Origin of the sequence: Rothia sp. SD9660Na, assembly GCF_030064065.1 — a bacterium.
GTDB lineage: Bacteria > Actinomycetota > Actinomycetes > Actinomycetales > Micrococcaceae > Rothia.
In genome coordinates this window covers 94,040-111,514 of record NZ_CP125946.1, presented here as the reverse complement: position 1 = coordinate 111,514, position 17,475 = coordinate 94,040, and the positions used below count along the sequence as shown (strand labels likewise).

Here is a 17,475-nt window from a genome sequence, read left to right as displayed (position 1 = left end):
AAAAATGAATATTTCAGTCATAACAATCGGAACAATTGCATTCCTGATAGGAATTCCTGTATTCATCTACAGGATAAAAGTTTATCCAGACCGCGTAAGCGGAAAACGTGGTGGGTTCTTTCTACCTGGTATAGAGCCTGGAACTTTCAAAGACAAACTATTTTATGCAGGAACAGCTCTTGGGTTTGCTCTTATGGGATTGCTCTGGGTCATAACGGAGTTACTCAAATGAATAGTAAAGACATCATGAAAAAAATGCTTACCTCAAAAATCTACTGGGTAGGCGTGATGATTATGCTTGCTGGCTTTATCATGCTCGGCCACCACGGGTATAAGCACAATGAGCTCTTCATACCTGGGCTTGCCATCTTCCTCATTGGTTTCTTTATCCACGGCTACAACACCATCCGCGCCATGATAATGATGTACAGAAAGCCCCAAAAATAAAGACTCACCAACATGTACCATCTGACCGGGATAAGTTTGACCCCTTCCTCTACCGTTTTGGGCTCGTTGACCGAGGTGGCATGGGTCGCTTCCTCTTCGGTGTCCGCTGGTATGACCCAAACCAGGGTGTATGGACCCATCAGGATTAGCTACCCAGGTTGGCCTCAACTCTTGTTACATTCTCTGTCTCAATATAGGGGGATCCATCGACGACATTCACAATGCAAATTTTGCTGACCTTAATCTTGGCATAGGATTGGATTTGAGCTTCCCACCCAAAAGCGGAGCCATCGGCGGCGTTGCCGGGCTTGGCCTTGGTTGCAGTGCAAACCTTAGCTTCAACATTCCCCTACCCGTTAACTAGAAACTCAGAATACCTTTATGACAATTATTCATTACGTATATATCTGCTTCATCATCGGTACATTATTTACGATACCCTTCTTCTACTTTCGCACCCGAAAGAATATCAGAGAAGGAAACCCGGCAGTCTGGCCAGAAACCATGATTTTCAAAAACCCTACCCCGGCAGGCAGATACCTCACAACGGTAGGGCCTAACGTCCTTGGATTACTAGCTTTCCTCTACCTGCTACTTTTCGGACAATACGGACTACTAAAATGAACAACAAAGACATCATGAAAAAGATGTTTACCTCAAAAACCTACTGGGCAGGAGTTCTCATAGCCCTCACCGGCTTTATCATGCTCGGCTACCACGGCTACAAACACAATGAGCTCTTCCTCCCCGGCCTCATCCTCTTTCTCATAGGCTTCGCCATCCATGGCTACAGCACCATCCGCGCCATGGCAATGATGCGCAGAAGCCCCAAAGAAAAATAACACCCCCTCAGTTCACTCTTGACCCCCAAGAAAATCAAGGGGGTCAAGAGCGAACCAAGGGGGTGAAGTAGCAGGCAGTACAGTACCCGGCTAGGACTTTAGACCCAGCTCCCCCGCTTCCGTAGGAACAAAGAAGGCCAGGACGCTCTCGCGCGAGACCTCCGCCAGGCTGGCAGGGGACCACTGCGGGTTGCGGTCCTTATCGACCACCTGGGCCCGGATACCCTCACGCATATCGTGATGGACCAGGGCATTACAGGAGGTCATAAAATCCTGGTTCAGGGTCTCTGCCAAGCTCTGGCTACCGGCCCGGCGCACAGCTTCCAGGGCCACCTTCATGCCGGTCGGCCCGTTCTTCTGCAGGGCCGCCAGAACCGTAACGGCGAACTCGGCGCCGCCTGCCCCCGAATCAGCCACTGCCTGGACCTTCTCAAGAATTTCTTCAACGGTATCAGCGGCAAAAGCACCCTCAATCCAGTGGGCGTTCTCCACGAGTTGGGAGGGAAGTGCGTCAGCCGCAAAGCCCTCAATGACGCGGGTAACGGCGTCCGCCCCCTCGACCTTCTCAAGGGCAGCGACCAGGCCATCGAGCTTCTCAGACGGCACGAAATAATCAGCCATGCCAACGGCGAGCGCGTCCGCCCCGGTCACGTGCAGGCCGGTGACAGCCATGAGGGTGCCAAGGTTCTGCGGGGCGCGGGCCAGGATGTTGAGGCCGCCCACGTCGGGGCAGAAGCCGATGACGGTTTCGGGCATGCCGGTGCGGGTGCGTTCGGTGACGATGCGGTGGGAGCTATGGGCTGAAACGCCCACGCCGCCGCCCAGCACCAGGCCGTCCATGAGGGAGATGAAGGGCTTGGGGTAGCGGGAAATACGCAGGTCCAGAGTGTATTCCGCTCGGAAGAAGTCCACGCCCTGGTCCGGGTTTTCGCCGGTGGCCTTGTAGAGGGCCACCACGTCACCGCCTGCACAAAGACCCCGTTCACCGGCGCCACTCAGGAGCACGGCGGTGATGCCGGCGTCCTGTTCGAAGTCGTCCAGGGCTGCGTTCATCAGCTGCATCATCTCGGCGTTGAGGGCGTTGACCGCGCGCGGGCGGTTGAGGGTGATAACCCCCAGGCTGCCGCGCTTTTCGGTTAGGACGCTCTCGGTCGGCTGGGTGCCGGGCGTATCGGTCACGGTGGGTCTCCTTTAGTTACCGGTGGGCATAACGAAGCTGGCGCCCTCTTTAATGCCGGAGGGCCAGCGAGATGTTACCGTCTTGGTCTTGGTGTAGAAGCAGAAAGTGTCGGGCCCGTGCTGGTTGAGGTCGCCGAAGCCGGAGGCCTTCCAGCCACCGAAGGTGTAGTAGGGAATCGGCACGTTCACACCTACCATACCCACATCGACGCGGCGGGCGAATTCGCGGGCGGTGTCGCCGTCGCGGGTGTAGATGGCAACGCCGTTGCCGAACTCGTGGTTGGTGGGCAGGGCCACCAAGGGTTCCATCCTGCATATCCCACGCGAAGGCGGCCACCTGGCCCGTGTTTACGTTGACCTGGGCGAAGTCCCCCTCGACGACAACCATGCCGTACGCTCCACCCCCATTGAAGAAATCATTGACCGCGCCAACGCCATCTACCACCCCTACTCCATCGACGTGAAGAACGTGGCCTGGCACTCGGTCTACGAAGTCGGCCACCACCTCACCGACCACTTCGACGATGTCGATACCTACTCCGGCGAACGCCAGGAAATCGCCAAGAACCTGATTGACTTCGATAAAGAGTGGTCCACCCTCATGGCTACCAAACCCGAGGACCTACCCAGCCCCGAATACCTTGAAGAGTTCTACATGAAAACCGCAGAGTTCCCGGCCGGGTTCATGACCGATTACAAGCCTTCTCTTATCACCGGTGGTACCGAGCACCAGCACCTGGCTGAGGGATTCCCCGTGGGCAAACGGTTCCGCTCAGCCCGTGTGAATCGCCGCGAGAACGCCTACCCCCGCCACCTAGGGCATGAAGCAGTAGCTGACGGCCGCTACCGACTCTACGTCTTCGCCAATGCCGCACACCCGGCGTCCGCCGACTCGAAGGTGCGGGCCCTGAGCGATTTCTTGACCCAGGACGCCACCTCCCCCTTCGTGCGCTACCGAACTGAGGGAGCAGATTTTAATGCCCTGATTGAGCCGGTGGTGGTCTACCAGCAGAACTACACCGAGTTCGAGACCACCGACGCCCCCGCAGCCTTCCGCCCCCCTGGTAGGCACCTACCAGATTGAGTACTGGGAGAACATCTACTGCACCCTACCCGATGAAGACATCTTCGAAGAACGCAAACTCTCCCGCAACGGCATAGTGGTAGTCGCGCGCCCCGACCAGTACGTGGGTGCAGTCCTACCCCTGGCCGACCACGCTGCCCTAGCTGCCTACTTCAACGGGGTCTTCATCGATCCCGAGATTTAGGGCGCCCCGAGGGATACGGCACCCCAAAGCCTAGGGCACCCGGCGCCTTAGAGCCTCAACCATAAAAGGGCCGGGGCAGGTACCACCACTGGTACCCGCCCCGGCCCTTCTGCCTTACGGAATCAGACCTACTGCTGGCCGTCCTGGGCAGCGTTGGCCTCGTCAATACGCTTACCCAGGCGTTCCTTTTCTTCAGCCTCACGGCGCTTGGCCTCAGCTTCGCGGCGGGCACGGGCCTCAGCGTACAGCTTGGCGGACGACCGGTTAATACCGGTACCTTCACCCAGCTCGGGATCGTTGGGGCGCTCCACCAGAATCAGGGTTGCGCACATGACCAGGGTGACCACAAAAACGGCACCGGCAACGGTCAAAGCCAGCACCACATTCGGGGTGTTATTTGTACCGCCGGTTGCAAAAACCACGATGCCCAAGCAAGCCACCAGGGCCAAGACCGCCGCAATAATCAGCGGACCGCGCACCTGCGCCTTAAACCCACGATTGGGTGATTCACTCTTCTGAGCCAAGACCATTCCTCCTGAAAACAAACTCTCCACCAGTCTACGGGGTGAGCACCACTTTTGCCCGACAGCCCCTAGCCGTGACGGGCGTCCGCGCGCAAAGACAGCGCACCGATCACCAAGAAAATACCGGCTACTAGGGCGCCGCCACCGGCCGTACCCATAATGGCCTTATCGCCAATCTCAGAGACCACAGGCAGGGCTGCCGCCGAAAGCGTCACGATAGCCCCCTCAAGCTGCCAGTCACGGGCCGCCGGGTTACTCGCCTTAGTACGCATACCGGCGAGCAGCTTGAGCACACCGGTCAAGCCCAGCACGCAGGCGGCAATCAGGGTCAGCCAGAATTCCCCGCGGGGGGCCACAAAAGCCAGCACACCACCGGCCGCCTGCACCAGGGCGATGGAAGTAAAGGCCTGGGCAGTGCTGGCGTCCCCTCCGCGGCGCAGGGTTTGGGCCGTCAGGTAGGACGCCCCTGCATAGCCCAGCATGTAGAGACCCAGCATGACGGTAATGACGCCCAGGGTCGGTTGCTGCCAGAAAACTGTGGTGAGGCCGAAGGCCAGGAAAACCAGGGCATGTACCAGGGTGGGGCCGGTGAGGGCGGCTGCAAGAGCAGGGTCCAGAGGACGCTTGGGGTCGGCCTGCTGCCTGCCGGCAGCCAGGTGGGAGCCAGAGGGCTCGGAATCGGTGTGCCGGGAATTGGAGTGCTGAGAATCAAAAGTCACCCCACCAGTCTAACCAGCCAAGCTGAAAGCCGCCGATCTACCGGCAGCCTGTTACGCCCTAGTGGTCAGAATGGGCACCTAGACCAGCAGAGTAACCTTCCAATACCTGCCGCAAACTTTCTAGACCGAGAGCCAGCTTGCGGTCACTGACGGCCCCAAAACCAAGCACCAGGCCGTATAGGGCCTCCCCCGACTCAGCCCGTGCTGACCAGTAATCCCCCAGGGGGGCCACAAGCACGCCTTCTAGTCGGGCGGCATCTACCAGTTCACCCTCAAGGCCCCTCCCTCGCGCAGAGTCAATGCCGGGCAGGTGAAGAACCGCGTGCAGGCCGCCGTCCATGGGTAACACCCGGGTGCCGGATAATCCCTGCAGGGCGGTGAGTACCTGCTCCCGGCGTCCGCGGTAAACCCGGCGCATGCGTGCCGTATGGCGGCGCACCCCGCCCGCGGCGAGGAAGGCCGCCATGGCGTCCTGCACGACCGACGACACCGGGTTGCCCAAATCGGCACGCAGTTCTAGCAGGTCAGCCTGAAGGTGGCGGGGCACCACCACATAGCCCAGGTTTAGGCCGGGAGCCAGCATCTTCGCAAAAGACCCCAGTGTTACTACCCGGTCGGAGGCCCAACGAGCCGGGTGGGCCTCGGCCCCGCCCGGCAGAGGCGGACGGTCAAGAGAAGCTAGAGCCGGTAGAGGGTCGCCCACATAGCGCAGCTCAGAATCGTAGTCGTCTTCAACCAGCAGGGCGTCGTGGGTGCGTGCCCAGGCTAGCAGTTCCAGGCGACGCGCCAGCGGCATGGAAGCCCCCAGGGGGTACTGGTGGCTAGGAGCTATGAGGACGAGGTCAGGCCGGTTTGGCCCCGTAGGCAGGTGGGCGGGGTTAAGGCCCTGCTCATCAACCTCAATCGGTAGGATTTTGTGCCCAAAGGCGAGAGGGATGCGGTGCAGGGAGGGGTAGCCGGGGTTCTCGACCGCGATTCGAAGTGGACGGTTACGCACCCTGCGTCGCAGGGCGGTAAGAATCAGGCGGAAGCCATCGCGAGCACCGGCGGTCACCAGCAGGTCATCCGGGCTGCGCAGCACCGATCTCATCAGCCGCAGGTGCTCAGCTAGCTGCGCCCTCAGCTCGTAGGAGCCAGCAGGCGGGTGGGCAGCACCGGGAGTAGCAGCCGCCTGCCGCCAGGCGGCCCGCCAGGCAGCACTTGCCACCAAGGAGGTATCGGGGTTGCCCGGGCGAAGGTCGATACCCTCGGGGGTGGCGGGGCGGGCAAGACTGGTATTCGAGGCTGATAACCGCACGGACGCCAGCCCCGCCTCCCCGCCCACGGCGACAGGACGCGAAGAGCCCACCTCCCCCACTGAAATAGCCGACCGGGAAACCCCCGCAGCCCCCAGTGTGAGGTGGTCAGCTACGCGGGTGCCCCCGCGTCCGCTCGTTAAATAGCCTTCCCCCACCAGCTGCTCATACGCAAAAACAACCGTTCCACGTGAAACATTCAACCGCTCAGCCAGTGCACGGGTAGAAGGCAGCGGGTCCCTCGCCACCAGAAAACCACCCAGCACCAGAGCCCGAATCTGCTCAGCCACCTGCGACGGCAAAGAACCCGGTGCCGACCGCGACACGCTCACCGGCAACTGATCAAACCGTGAATATTCCGCCACGCTACCCTCCCCTGACATCAAAGCCGCGCTCCCCCGATACTAGCCCACCGGCGTCCGCACCCCATGAAAAATGTCCACCACAAAAAATGCCCGCCGCGAAGCACACGCGGCGGGCATCTACCCCAAACATAACGAAAAGGGGCACCGGGCTGCTGGCGCCGGTACCCCTCTCGCATCAGATTCTTCCCAGGGAATCTGACTAGCCTACGTACTCCCAAACGCGTACGTAGTCAACTTCGATTGCACAATCCGCGGTGGTCTCAGCGAGGCCGCCCCAGTAGGCATTACCTGCCTGCATGCACAAACGGATGTTGAACTTCTCACCAGCAGGCAGTGCGGCCTGGTAGCGAGGATCCTCTGACGAGACGAACAGGTATTCAACCCCGTCAAAGAAGAACTTGATACCGGCAGGAGTCTTCTCAACTGCCCAGGTGTGGTATTCATCGGCAAGGTTCTGGCCCAGTACGGGAATCAGGGCGTTCTTCTTAGCCTTGTTGCCCTGCTGCTGGCCGTAGTGAACGGTACCCTCGGAGCGGTTGGAGATGTCGATCTTCTGCTTGCCGGAGGTGTAGCCGTAGGACTCGGAGATGTCGATTTCACCGAGAAGAGCGGTGTTGTTGGGGCGCATCCAGATGCCGCCCCAGGCGCCGATGTGCTCGGGGGTGGACGCGGGCTGCTTGGCGCGGTATTCCAGGCGGAAGCTCTCAGCGGAGAACTTGCCCATGGTGTCGATGTAGCCGGTGGCCCATTCGCGCAGCTTGCCGTCCTTGTAGGTGACGGGGGTAGCCAGCTTCTTCAGCCAAATCTTGGCGGAGGAGTCGCCCATGGTAACGGCTTCCTTGAGGTTGACGCCGGAGTCGTAGCCCACGTAGGACTTGTCGCGCACGCGCCACTTGGTGCCGTCGATTGCGCCGTTATTGAAGTCGTCTTCAAAGATGAGCTTGCCCCAGCCTGAAGCGGTCAGAGCGCCGCGGTGTTCGCCCCAGTTGTCTGCCTTAGCCTTAGCGACGGAGACAAGGTGGGTGGAGGGGACGGTGCGGCCTGCGTAGGCGCTGATACCGGTGCCGGTGCCCTGGGGGGTGGCGTGCAGGGGAACCTGGTTATCCTGCACGATCAGGTTCTCAACAGTCTGGCCGTTGACGATGACCTGGGCGACGAGGCGGGTGGCGCGTACCGACAGGGCCAGTTCGTAGGAGAAAGACTGGGTGGGGGCTGCGGTTGCAAGAACCTTCTGACCGAGAACGACGGTGCGGTGGTTGACTACACGCTCGATGTGCAGAGTCATTGCGCCGCTGCTGGCGATGGAGAGCATCGCGGTGTAGTAGTCACGGCCGGTGCTGTTGCGTCGTGCGATAACGCGGGTGTAGACGGTGCCAGCGGACGGGCGTGAGGTGGTGTAGGTTGCCTCGACCAGGGCGTCGGAGGTTTTGACGCCTGCGGGGGTGAAGGCACCTGCGTGGACGAAGGCCTGAGCGAAGGGAGAGGTGTAGGTGACGTCCGCCAGGGGGGTAAAGCGCAGGACGCCTGATGCCAGGCCGTTGCCATTGAGCACAGTGCCGGTGTTTGCGTGGGCTGCCTGGGTGGTCAGTGCGGTTGCTACAGCGGTTGCGGCGGTCAGTGACAGGAAGTTGCGGCGGGATACAGAAAGCATGGTTTGGGTCTCTTTCGTGTGTATTTGTTTGGGGTGGGAGACTCTTGGGGAGAGCCAGGGTGTGGATTCTTGGGGGGAATCCGGGTGAACCCTGGGGTGGGTTCGTGTGGCTCCTGGGTGGAGCCTGTGGGCTTTGGGTTAGCCCTTTGTGCTTCGGTTGAAAACTTTATAGGACGTTTGGGGGACAAAACAAGGTGAGGTGGGGACAAAACTACCACTTTCCTCGTGAAGTAATTTTATTTACCCTTGTAAAAGGGTGCTTGTCTGGTGAAAAAATTTTTTGGAAAAAATTTGAGCCCGTCCCCAATGGCGGCTTTTGGGGCAAAATAGCTTCTTTTTTCAAAGATTTTGGGGGAAGTTTGTCCACCAAACCGCTTCATCAGCTGGCTGGCAGAGCCAAAAAATTTTAGGTTTTGGGGACAGCTTGCCCCCCCTAAAACGTGCCGACGGGCGGCCGCGCCCTGCCGTGGTCTAAAAACTTTGCTAGAAAGTGGACCTATTCTTAGACCATATCGGCGGGCACAGTTGAAACCATGACTGAAAACAACACCGTAGAAACCACCGTTACCGGCTCCCCCCTCGTCAAGCGCGGCCTGGCCGACATGCTCAAGGGCGGGGTCATCATGGACGTCGTCACCCCCGACCAGGCAAAAATCGCAGAGGACGCCGGCGCCGTGGCCGTCATGGCCCTCGAACGCGTCCCCGCCGACATTCGTGCCCAGGGCGGCGTTGCCCGCATGAGCGACCCCGACATGATCGAGGGAATCATCGATGCCGTCTCTATTCCCGTTATGGCCAAGGCCCGCATCGGCCACTTCGTAGAAGCCCAGATTCTTGAACACCTCAGGGTCGACTACATCGACGAGTCCGAGGTCCTTTCTCCCGCTGACTACGTCAATCACATCGACAAGCACGCCTTCAAGGTGCCCTTTGTCTGCGGTGCCACCAACCTGGGCGAGGCCCTGCGCCGTATCACCGAGGGCGCTGCCATGATTCGCTCTAAGGGCGAGGCCGGCACCGGTGACGTCTCCGAGGCTACCAAGCATATTCGCACCGTCAAGACCCAGATTGCCGAGCTGCAGGCCCTGCACGCTACCGCCCCCGACCTGCTCTACGTCAAGGCCAAGGAGCTCGCTGCCCCCTACGAGCTGGTACGCGAGGTTGCCGAAACCGGCAAGCTGCCCGTTGTGCTCTTCACCGCTGGCGGCGTGGCAACCCCGGCTGACGCTGCCATGATGATGCAGCTGGGTGCGGACGGCGTCTTCGTCGGCTCAGGCATCTTCAAGTCGGGCAACCCCGAGGCCCGCGCTAAGGCCATCGTCAAGGCAACCGCTTTCTACAACGACCCTGCAGCGGTTGCGAACGCTTCCCGCGGCCTGGGCGAGGCCATGGTCGGTATCAACGTGGCAGACCTGCCTGCCCCCCACCGCCTGGCGGAGCGTGGCTGGTAACAATGATTTTTCGCCCTGTTGTTGGCGTCCTTGCCCTGCAGGGCGGGGTTGCCGAGCACGCGTCCCTGCTGGAGAAGCTGGGGGTGCAGGTGGTTTTGGTCAAGCGCCCCGAGCAGCTGGAGGGGCTGGATGCCCTGGTTCTTCCCGGTGGTGAGTCTACGACCATTGACCGGTTGACCAGGATTTTTGGCCTGCGTCAGCCCCTGATTGACTCTATCGGGGGCGGCTTGCCTACCCTGGGCACCTGCGCCGGGCTGATTCTTCTGGCTCGGGAGATTGAGGACCCGGCGGCAGGCCAGCAGACCCTGGGTTTGCTCGATGTGACCGTGCGCCGCAACGCCTTTGGTTCCCAGATTGACTCGGCTGAGGCTGAGCTGGCCTGGGGCGCTACCGGGGCGGACGGCTCCGGTCAGCTGACCGGCGCAGGCGGGCAGGGGCCGGTCAAGGCCGCCTTTATCCGCGCACCCATCGTCACCCGGGTGGGGGAGGACGTCACCGTGCTGGCCCGTCACGCCGGACAGGTGGTCGGGGTGCAGCAGGGCCACCTGTTGGGCATCTCTTTCCACCCGGAACTCACCGGCGACACCACCGTGCACCGGGCCTTGCTGGGCCTGGCTAGCCGGGCGGCAGCGTCCTCACCATAACTCAACCCCTTGTAGGCAGACGGCTGGCGCGGTCGGTTAGAAGCGTCCGCCGCCGCTGAAGATTCACCACCCAAAATAGTAGTACTGTTGGTGTATCTGGGCTAGCAAACCTGCAAAGGGAACCTCACATGAAGTCAGTTCTAGAGCAGGCTTACAACCAAAACGGCAAAAAGCCTGTTGCTTTCATTGATGAAACCTATCGAACGGCGGAAGAACATAGCGGTGAAGCCGCCTTCTACGTGCTGACCGCAGTCATTATTGCGCCCGAAAATTTTGCAGCAATGAGGGACGAGCTTCAGCAAATTGTTGGAGGGAGCTACTGGCACACCACCGAGAACCTCACCACCAAAGAAGGTAGGGAAACAGCATTAGAACTTGCAACCTATCTTGGACAAGGGGAAGAACCCTGCGTCTTCTCCATCAAAACTTCAGCAGAAAAAGAGCCCGAAGAGCTACGTGTGGAGTGTTTTCTGCGGCTCATTCAGGAGCTTAACAACCAGCCGCTCCTTTCAGGTCAAGAGGTTGACCTTTTCGTTCTTGAAGCAAGGCGTGGCAAGAGTTTGCGGGGGAAAGACCAGAGAACCATGGAAAAGGCACGCAAAGAAGGGCTCGCGAGACGTTCTGCGAGATTGGTTCAGGTCTCTCCGAGTCAAGAGCCTCTTCTATGGTTGCCTGATTTAGCGTCCTCAGCGATGCGCCAAAAGATTTCACACCGGAACACAGAATATCTGGAGCCCTTTGAGCATAACGTTCTAGAACTGCCTTAAATAAAGCAACCCTGGCCTGCCGCAGCAAAGGATGCCAGGGTCCGTGTGACTGTCAGATGAGACTGAGGGCCACTACGTTGCTTACTTAGAACCTTAGCACAGAGAAAGTTCAGGGGGAAGAGCTTGCACTTTTTATAGGTCAGCAGGCAGCACTACCGCCGGTTAGAAGCGCCCACCGCCCCCGCCGCCGCTAAAGCCCCCGCCGCCACCGAAGGACGAGCCGCCCGAGAAGCTACCCCCTGATGCTCCCGAATTTTCCGGTACATGGTTGCTGCCCGAGTAGAGGTGGGGCATGGTCGCATAAAGAGGTAGCCAGGTGCTAAAGGTGGGGGCGTAGCGGGTGTAGGTCTCCTTGTTCTCCGCTTCCTGCTCGGCGAGCTCAGCCTCGCGCTGGTCGGGGTCTACCGGGGCGGTGCGGTTGGCGTAGCGGTATTTGATGTAGTCACGGCGCATATCGTCGGGAATGCTCAGGCCGGGGTTTTCTTCTTTAGCCCGGCGCATCTCGTCCTCGGCAGCCCGCTTGACCTTGCGGTAGTCGCGGAAAACCCACCCGGCAATAATTGCGGCAACAGCGCCCAGGGTTCCCAGGACGCCCCACAGGATCAGGTTACTATCTGCACTCTCGGTTTCTGCGGCGGCATAAATCTCATCGATGGTGGTCTCTAGACCGGCGGCGTAGTTGCCGTCGGTGAGGTAGGGGCCCAGGACGTCGCTGGCGATGGTTTCTGCCTCAGAATCGCTAATGTAGTCCCCGGCGCCGTCGGCAACCGCGATGAAGGTTTCACGGCCCTCCATATCGATGACCAGCACAGCCCCGTTATCTTTGCCCTGATCGCCAACGCCCCAGGCATTGCCCAGGTCAGTGGCGTAATCGGGCAGGTCACCGGGGCTTTGGTCGGTGGTATAGATGGCGAAGCGGGCACGGTCGGTGCCCCGGTTTTTCTGGTCGATGAGGTCGTTGAGGGTGTTCTCTTCGGCGTCGGTGAGTAGGTTGGCGTCGTCGCGAATGTTGCCGGACGCCGGCGCAGCAGGTAGGTCTATTGCTTCGGCTGCCGCCATGGTCAGGGGTGCAAGGGCGAGGACGCCCGCCGCCGCTAGCGCGGGCAGGGCAGCGAGCCTGCGGGGCGGCTTCTTGTTCTGGATCAGGGGGCTTGTGATGTCAGTCCGAGGGTTCACGGCTGCGTCCTTTCGCGTGTCGACAACCAGGCATCCGCGCCTGCTCTTACCGCCAGCATAGCAAGCCTGCTGATAAAAGAACTCCCCCGGCAGAATGATTCTCTAACCCCTAGAAGGTACTCAGCGAACTCCTGAGCCAGGGCGGAGTCGACCGCAGCGCGCACCCGCAGGCTGGTTTCTAGGTTGTAATTACACATATTTCGGCGGGTGAAATTACCCGACCCACTCAGAAGCTCAAAGCCGCCAGAATCTGCACGCCTGCCCCGAACACTCAACACCACCAGCAAACCTTAGCCCCCGCAGAGAACGAGCAAGGTCGGGAGCAGAAAAGTCGAGAACCGCCAGCTCGCTGGCCAGCAGGTCACCCACCACAGCACCAGTGACCCGTAGACCCAAGTTGGAGTTGGGCGCAGAGGCGTCGTGCGGGTTGGAGGATGCCACCACAGCCTCGGCCTCAGACAGGGCCACCTTGCGGTGGTTGGTCTTGAAGTTGAAGAGCCGGGCGTAGGCATTGGCAGAGACGCGCGGCCCGCCCGGTGGCAGGGCGGCAAAGGCGAGGGGGCGGGGCAGTGTGCTCATGTTTCTAAATCTACCTAGACAGCTATTTCTTATCTCACACACCCACCGCTTGCCGATATTTTTTACAAGTGTAAACTTTACATCTGTAAGAAAAATTATTGGCAGAGGATACCCGCTATGACCCCCGCCCTGGCACCCGCCGCAGAGGACGCCCGCGCCGCCGACCCGCGCCCGGCCCGCTCCCGCGCAGCCCTCATCGACGCCGCCACCGAGGCCCTGGGTACCAGCGACCCCGGCAACCTCAGCATCACAACCCTAGTCAAGACCGCAGGGGTCAGCCGACCCACCTTCTACCAGCACTTCACCGACGTGCACGAGCTCATTCACGCCGCGGCTCTCACCAAACTCAGCGCTGCCTTCGACACCCTAGCCCCCGCCGACCCCACCGCGTCCGTCGCTGTCTTTACCAGCGAGGTCAGCATCAACCTGCTCAAGCAGCTGCAGATCGACGCCGATTTCTACCGCAACGTGCTGGCTATCTCGGGCAACTCCTCCCTGGTCGCCGAACTCATCGACTTCCTCAGCCACCGCTTTCTCAGCCGACCGGCCGTTGCCGAACGTTTCATCACTAAGAACCCCGACCTCACCGGTGACTACGCCCAGTTCGTTGCCGCCGGGGTCGCCTGGCTGGCCGTCCGCTGGCTAGCCACCGACTTCACCGGCGAGAACACCGCAGAAGCCACCGGCGAGCGCCTGGCCCAGATGATGCGGGCAGCTATCTCCTAGCCCGCCCCCTTGATTTTTACTGACCCTACAACCTGAAAGCAGGTGAAATCCCGTGCCTTCGACACGCGCTAAACGCCCGAAGCTCCACGACCGGTTCAGCCCCATGAAGTATCTGGTTCTGCTGGCCGTTATTATCATTCCCTCTATCTACTCGGGTATTTTGACCTGGGCAAACTATGACCCTACGGGCACGATTGACGCTGTTCCGGCGGCAATTGTGAATGCGGATGCCCCGGCAACCACAGCCACCGGTAGCACCCTTAACCTGGGTCAAGACCTCACCGACGAGCTGCTGAGTAACGACAGCAAACAGAATTTTGACTGGTCGACCATGAGCGCCGATGAGGCTCAGACCAAGCTTGAAAACGGCGAGGTGCAGGCGGTGCTGACCATTCCCGCCGACTTCTCAGCCAATGTAGCGTCGGTATCTGAAAACGATGCGGCAGCAGCCCAGACAGCCAAGCTGACCATCACCACCAACGACGGCTCCAACATCATCTCGGGTAACATCGCCAGCTCCCTGGGCACGGCGGTCACCGACACCCTGGCTAGGCAGGTGTCTACCGAGTACCTCAACAACATCTACGCGGGCTTCACCGACATCCACGACTCTCTGGGGCAAGCGGCGGACGGCGCCAGCCAGCTCGCCGACGGCTCAACCAGCGCAAAGGAAGGCTCCGACGAGCTCGTGGTGGGCCTGACCGACCTCAAGTCGGGCAGCAGCGAGTTGAGCTCAGGGGCAAGCACCCTGGCGGACGGTGCTACTCGGGTGAACGACGGCGCTAGCTCATTGGCGTCCGGCTCAGCTTCTCTCGCCGACGGCGCGACTCAGGTGAACGACGGCGCGTCCTCCCTGGCCTCCGGTGCCGCGGAACTGAACAGCGGCGCCAGCTCTCTAGCAACGGGAGCCAATAGCGCTGCCAGCGGCGCGGCCTCCCTCTCGGACGGCCTCAGCCAGATCAACTCCGCCGTATCTGCCCTACCCGAGCAGCTACCTGCCCTGACCGAGGGCACCGGCGCTCTGGCGTCCGGCGCGGACGGCCTGGCCAGCGGAGCCCAGAATCTTGAGGACGCCGCCTGGCAGCTTGCCAGCGGTGCCACCACCCTCTCGGATGGTGCGGACGCCGCCGTCACCGGCGCCCAGAATCTCGCCGACGGCGCGGAGCAACTGCACACCGCCACCGGCACCCTTGCCAACGGCGCGCAGGGCCTTTCGGCCAGCTCACAGGCCCTCATCGACAACTGGGGCAACCTCACCGATGAGCAGAAACTCGCTGCCCTGCAGCAACTCAACGCGGGGGCGTCCGCCCTTGCCAGCGGGGCCGGGGCTGTAGACACAGCCGCCGGGCAGCTCGCCACCGGGGCAGATACCCTGGTGGGCACCGACTCAAGCGGTCTGACCAAGCTGGCAGCGGGGGCGTCCGCTCTCGACAGCGGGGCAACCCAGCTGGCAAGCGGCGCAACTTCCCTCTCCGACGGGGCAGACGCCCTTAGCCAGGGAGCGGCAACCCTCAACAGCAAGGCAGGAACCCTCTCCACCAGCCTGGGCGCCCTGGTCACCGCCATCTCCCAGGCCAATGACGGAGCAGCCTCACTCGCGTCGGGCACCAGCACCCTGGCCAGCGGTGCATCCACCCTGGCGGACGGCACCGGCTCCCTCTCATCGGGTGCCTCCACCCTGGCTGAGGGCACCAGCTCCCTGGCTAGCGGGTCCGCTACCCTCAACGACGGCGCCCAGACTCTAGCTGAAGGAACCAGCAGCCTGTCATCGGGTGCCACCAGTCTCGCCAGCGGCGCCGCAACCCTCGATGAGGGGGCAGGCTCAGCTGTGGACGGGGCGTCCTCCCTGGCCAGCGGCCTGAATGAGCTAGAGGACGGCAACACCCAGCTAGCGACCTCCCTGGGGGACGCCGTGGGGCAGGTTCCCAGCTACACCACCGACCAGGCCAGCGAACTTAGCGCGGTCACCAGCGACCCCGTCACCATCGAGAAAACCCGCCTGAACGAGGTGCCCACCTACGGCCACGGCCTGGCCCCCTACTTCATGACCCTGGGTCTGTGGGTTGGTGCTATCGCCTACTTCATGATGTACCCGGCCATTTCCCGTAAGTTCGCCCGCAGCGGCCACTCCGGCCTGCGCACCCTGCGCGGGGCCCTGGTGCCGGTACTGCTGATGGGTATTCTGCAGGGAACCGTTATGTCGCTCATCATCCACTACTGGGTGGGCATTGAAGAGGTGAACTTCTGGGGCCTGACCGGCTTCGCCATCCTGACCTCTATTACCTTCCTGACTATCAACCAGGCTCTGATTGCCCTGCTGGATGCCCCCGGTCGTTTCATCGCCCTGATTCTGACCGTGGTGCAGATCGGTGCGGCGGGCGGCACCTACCCGATTGAGACCGCCCCGGCCTTCCTGCAGGCTATCCACCCCTGGCTGCCGCTGACTCACGCGCTGGAGGCTTTCCGCTCCCTGATTGCCGGTGGCTCCATCGGTATTGCAACGGGTATCGCCTGGCTACTGGGCTGGATTGCCCTGGCTGTTGCGGGCACTGCCCTGAGCATCTGGATTCGCCACCGCCGCGAAGATAAGGCAGAGGCCGAACGCCAGGCCCGCCGGGCCGCCCTGGCGAGCGCCTAAAGAATCAAGGCCCCTAACCTACGCCCCTTTGTTCCTGCCCCGGTGTATCACCCCGGAGGTAGGAGCGAAGGGGCGTAGAGGGTTAAAGGCTCTGTTCAATCGTTCTACTCATAAGAGCACCGCTTCATTCACAATTCGGTCACGCACATCGGGGCGTATCGCATGGTCAAAAACAATGTCAACAGGGGCGCCCAGAATCTGTGTAGCTTCAGCCTGCAAACGGCTCTGTGCAAGTAGGCCGAGAGGCCTGTGCGCTGTGACAAGCAAGTCGATATCTGAGGTGGGTTTATCTTGACCAGTTGCTACAGACCCAAAGACCCTCACGTTATCTACCCTGTGTTCTTCAAAATAGTCTATGAGCTCTGCCCGGCGCTCCCTGAGAACGCGGCCGTGAGGTGAGGTTCCATGAAAATGAATGATACGGGAGACCTCTGGTTGGCTTCGCCCAACGACTTGAGCGATAGCCCGCTGTGACATGCCCGCCCGATAAGCCGAACGCACAGCATTCACGAGATGCTGGCGTCCTTCTTCTATCTTTTGCTGAGCGGTGTGAGCCGCCTCGGCTAACTGCACGGTATCCATAGTTTTAAGATAGCAAATACTATCACCAACCTGTAGGGCGGTCTCGACAGATCTCAGCGTCCGCATCCGCCCTCCGCCCCAACCCCACCTTCGCCCGAACCTATAGGATAGAAGGAACCGCACCACTATCTTCCACCGTTGAAAGAGGAACCATGGGGTACTTTGAGTCCGTCCAGTCTGCCGCGCAGCTGCTCAAGCCGCTCACCGATGAGCGTATGTTGCAGGCTCTTGACCGCCTTGAGGTTGACTACGAGCTGGGCGATGACGGGGCCGCTGTGTTCCATTTTGAGCGGGGCTACTTCTACTACACCCTCTCCAGTAACGCCAGCCGCGACCTGCTGAGCGTGCGCGGCAGCTACCGGGGCACCTTCCCCCTCGAGGCGCTGCCCGCCCTCAACGAGTTCACCAACGCCTGGAACCAGCAGAACCTCTTCCCCAAGGTCTTCCCCTACCGGGTTGAAGAGGAGGGGCAGGGGTTTGTGGTGCTGCCGGTTGAGCTGAGCATGGTTTACGCGGGCGGGGTGACGGACGCCCAGATTGATGAGCACCTGCGCGCTGCCCTGCAGACTTCGCTGGAGTACTTCGAGACCGTGGCCTCCACCTTCGGCGGGGAGGAATAGCC

Annotated in this window: 21 protein-coding genes and 1 pseudogene; 13 read left to right on the top strand and 9 right to left on the bottom strand. The window is 60.9% G+C overall.

Going from position 1 to position 17,475, the window contains the following annotated elements; all coding sequences use genetic code 11:
- Positions 1-4 precede the first annotated feature (4 nt).
- The 3 genes from QM007_RS00620 (at position 5) to QM007_RS00610 (ending at position 1,289) form a co-directional block, all read left to right on the top strand.
- Complete coding sequence (locus tag QM007_RS00620) at positions 5-232, top strand: hypothetical protein (protein WP_283490100.1); 228 nt, start codon at positions 5-7, stop codon at positions 230-232.
- 14 nt (positions 233-246) lie between these two features.
- Positions 247-447, top strand: a complete 201-nt coding sequence (locus QM007_RS00615) for a hypothetical protein (RefSeq protein WP_283490099.1) — start codon at positions 247-249, stop codon at positions 445-447.
- Positions 448-1,085: 638 nt separating this feature from the next.
- Positions 1,086-1,289, top strand: a complete 204-nt coding sequence (locus QM007_RS00610) for a hypothetical protein (RefSeq protein WP_283490098.1) — start codon at positions 1,086-1,088, stop codon at positions 1,287-1,289.
- A gap of 90 nt (positions 1,290-1,379) precedes the next feature.
- On the opposite strand, the gene QM007_RS00605 is transcribed toward QM007_RS00610, so the two are convergent.
- Both QM007_RS00605 and QM007_RS00600 read right to left on the bottom strand, forming a co-directional pair.
- Positions 1,380-2,468 carry an enoyl-CoA hydratase/isomerase family protein gene (locus tag QM007_RS00605; RefSeq protein ID WP_283490097.1) on the bottom strand — a complete coding sequence of 363 codons (1,089 nt, stop codon included), beginning with the start codon at positions 2,466-2,468 and terminating at the stop codon, positions 1,380-1,382.
- A gap of 12 nt (positions 2,469-2,480) precedes the next feature.
- A pseudogene (locus tag QM007_RS00600) lies at positions 2,481-2,753 on the bottom strand (aldehyde dehydrogenase family protein); the annotation flags it as partial.
- On the opposite strand from QM007_RS00600, the gene QM007_RS00595 reads away from it, so the two are divergent.
- Both QM007_RS00595 and QM007_RS11060 read left to right on the top strand, forming a co-directional pair.
- Positions 2,722-3,552: an FAD-dependent phenol hydoxylase family protein gene (locus tag QM007_RS00595; RefSeq protein WP_502949064.1), complete on the top strand. Its 831-nt coding sequence runs from the start codon at positions 2,722-2,724 to the stop codon at positions 3,550-3,552. The pseudogene QM007_RS00600 and the gene QM007_RS00595 sit on opposite strands and share 32 nt — an antisense overlap.
- Entirely contained in the window at positions 3,455-3,736 is a 282-nt protein-coding gene (locus QM007_RS11060) for a hypothetical protein (protein ID WP_502949063.1), read from the top strand. Before QM007_RS00595 ends, QM007_RS11060 begins: the two co-directional genes overlap by 98 nt.
- Before the next feature lie 128 nt (positions 3,737-3,864).
- Here the strand turns inward: QM007_RS11060 and QM007_RS00590 are convergent, their stop codons facing one another.
- The 3 genes from QM007_RS00590 to pdxR form a co-directional block, all read right to left on the bottom strand.
- Positions 3,865-4,260 carry a hypothetical protein gene (locus QM007_RS00590; RefSeq protein WP_283490095.1) on the bottom strand — a complete coding sequence of 132 codons (396 nt, stop codon included), beginning with the start codon at positions 4,258-4,260 and terminating at the stop codon, positions 3,865-3,867.
- Positions 4,261-4,328: 68 nt separating this feature from the next.
- Complete coding sequence (locus QM007_RS00585) at positions 4,329-4,979, bottom strand: hypothetical protein (protein WP_283490094.1); 651 nt, start codon at positions 4,977-4,979, stop codon at positions 4,329-4,331.
- A 58-nt stretch (positions 4,980-5,037) separates the two neighbouring features.
- Positions 5,038-6,639: a MocR-like pyridoxine biosynthesis transcription factor PdxR gene (gene pdxR, locus QM007_RS00580; protein ID WP_283490093.1), complete on the bottom strand. Its 1,602-nt coding sequence runs from the start codon at positions 6,637-6,639 to the stop codon at positions 5,038-5,040.
- Positions 6,640-6,709: 70 nt separating this feature from the next.
- Between pdxR and QM007_RS00575 the strand changes: the two genes are divergently transcribed.
- Positions 6,710-6,838: a hypothetical protein gene (locus QM007_RS00575; RefSeq protein WP_283490092.1), complete on the top strand. Its 129-nt coding sequence runs from the start codon at positions 6,710-6,712 to the stop codon at positions 6,836-6,838.
- Here QM007_RS00575 and QM007_RS00570 read toward each other — a convergent pair whose 3' ends face one another.
- Positions 6,839-8,290, bottom strand: coding sequence for a glycoside hydrolase family 16 protein (locus QM007_RS00570; protein ID WP_283490091.1), 1,452 nt, complete (start codon positions 8,288-8,290; stop codon positions 6,839-6,841).
- A gap of 260 nt (positions 8,291-8,550) precedes the next feature.
- Here QM007_RS00570 and QM007_RS00565 point away from each other — a divergent pair, with 260 nt between their 5' ends.
- The 4 genes from QM007_RS00565 to QM007_RS00550 all read left to right on the top strand — a co-directional run bounded on the left by QM007_RS00565 (position 8,551) and on the right by QM007_RS00550 (position 11,152).
- Entirely contained in the window at positions 8,551-8,700 is a 150-nt protein-coding gene (locus QM007_RS00565) for a hypothetical protein (protein WP_283490090.1), read from the top strand.
- Between the two features lie 123 nt (positions 8,701-8,823).
- Entirely contained in the window at positions 8,824-9,741 is a 918-nt protein-coding gene (gene pdxS / locus QM007_RS00560) for a pyridoxal 5'-phosphate synthase lyase subunit PdxS (protein ID WP_283490089.1), read from the top strand.
- A 2-nt stretch (positions 9,742-9,743) separates the two neighbouring features.
- Positions 9,744-10,385: a pyridoxal 5'-phosphate synthase glutaminase subunit PdxT gene (gene pdxT, locus QM007_RS00555; RefSeq protein WP_283490088.1), complete on the top strand. Its 642-nt coding sequence runs from the start codon at positions 9,744-9,746 to the stop codon at positions 10,383-10,385.
- Positions 10,386-10,513: 128 nt separating this feature from the next.
- The gene (locus QM007_RS00550; RefSeq protein WP_283490087.1) at positions 10,514-11,152 is read left to right on the top strand and encodes a hypothetical protein; all 639 of its coding nucleotides are present in this window, start codon (positions 10,514-10,516) and stop codon (positions 11,150-11,152) included.
- A 162-nt stretch (positions 11,153-11,314) separates the two neighbouring features.
- Here the strand turns inward: QM007_RS00550 and QM007_RS00545 are convergent, their stop codons facing one another.
- Both QM007_RS00545 and QM007_RS00540 read right to left on the bottom strand, forming a co-directional pair.
- Complete coding sequence (locus QM007_RS00545) at positions 11,315-12,328, bottom strand: TPM domain-containing protein (RefSeq protein ID WP_283490086.1); 1,014 nt, start codon at positions 12,326-12,328, stop codon at positions 11,315-11,317.
- 234 nt (positions 12,329-12,562) lie between these two features.
- The gene (locus tag QM007_RS00540) at positions 12,563-12,907 is read right to left on the bottom strand and encodes a phospholipase D-like domain-containing protein (protein WP_283490085.1); all 345 of its coding nucleotides are present in this window, start codon (positions 12,905-12,907) and stop codon (positions 12,563-12,565) included.
- Between the two features lie 117 nt (positions 12,908-13,024).
- Here QM007_RS00540 and QM007_RS00535 point away from each other — a divergent pair, with 117 nt between their 5' ends.
- Positions 13,025-13,633, top strand: coding sequence for a TetR/AcrR family transcriptional regulator (locus QM007_RS00535; protein WP_283490084.1), 609 nt, complete (start codon positions 13,025-13,027; stop codon positions 13,631-13,633).
- A gap of 52 nt (positions 13,634-13,685) precedes the next feature.
- Complete coding sequence (locus QM007_RS00530) at positions 13,686-16,271, top strand: YhgE/Pip domain-containing protein (RefSeq protein WP_283490083.1); 2,586 nt, start codon at positions 13,686-13,688, stop codon at positions 16,269-16,271.
- A 108-nt stretch (positions 16,272-16,379) separates the two neighbouring features.
- Here the strand turns inward: QM007_RS00530 and QM007_RS00525 are convergent, their stop codons facing one another.
- Complete coding sequence (locus tag QM007_RS00525; protein WP_283490082.1) at positions 16,380-16,853, bottom strand: nucleotidyltransferase family protein; 474 nt, start codon at positions 16,851-16,853, stop codon at positions 16,380-16,382.
- Between the two features lie 152 nt (positions 16,854-17,005).
- On the opposite strand from QM007_RS00525, the gene QM007_RS00520 reads away from it, so the two are divergent.
- A complete protein-coding gene (locus QM007_RS00520) occupies positions 17,006-17,473 on the top strand; it encodes a type III secretion system chaperone family protein (RefSeq protein WP_185173858.1) in 468 nt (155 codons plus the stop codon).
- The last annotated feature ends 2 nt before the right edge of the window (positions 17,474-17,475 follow it).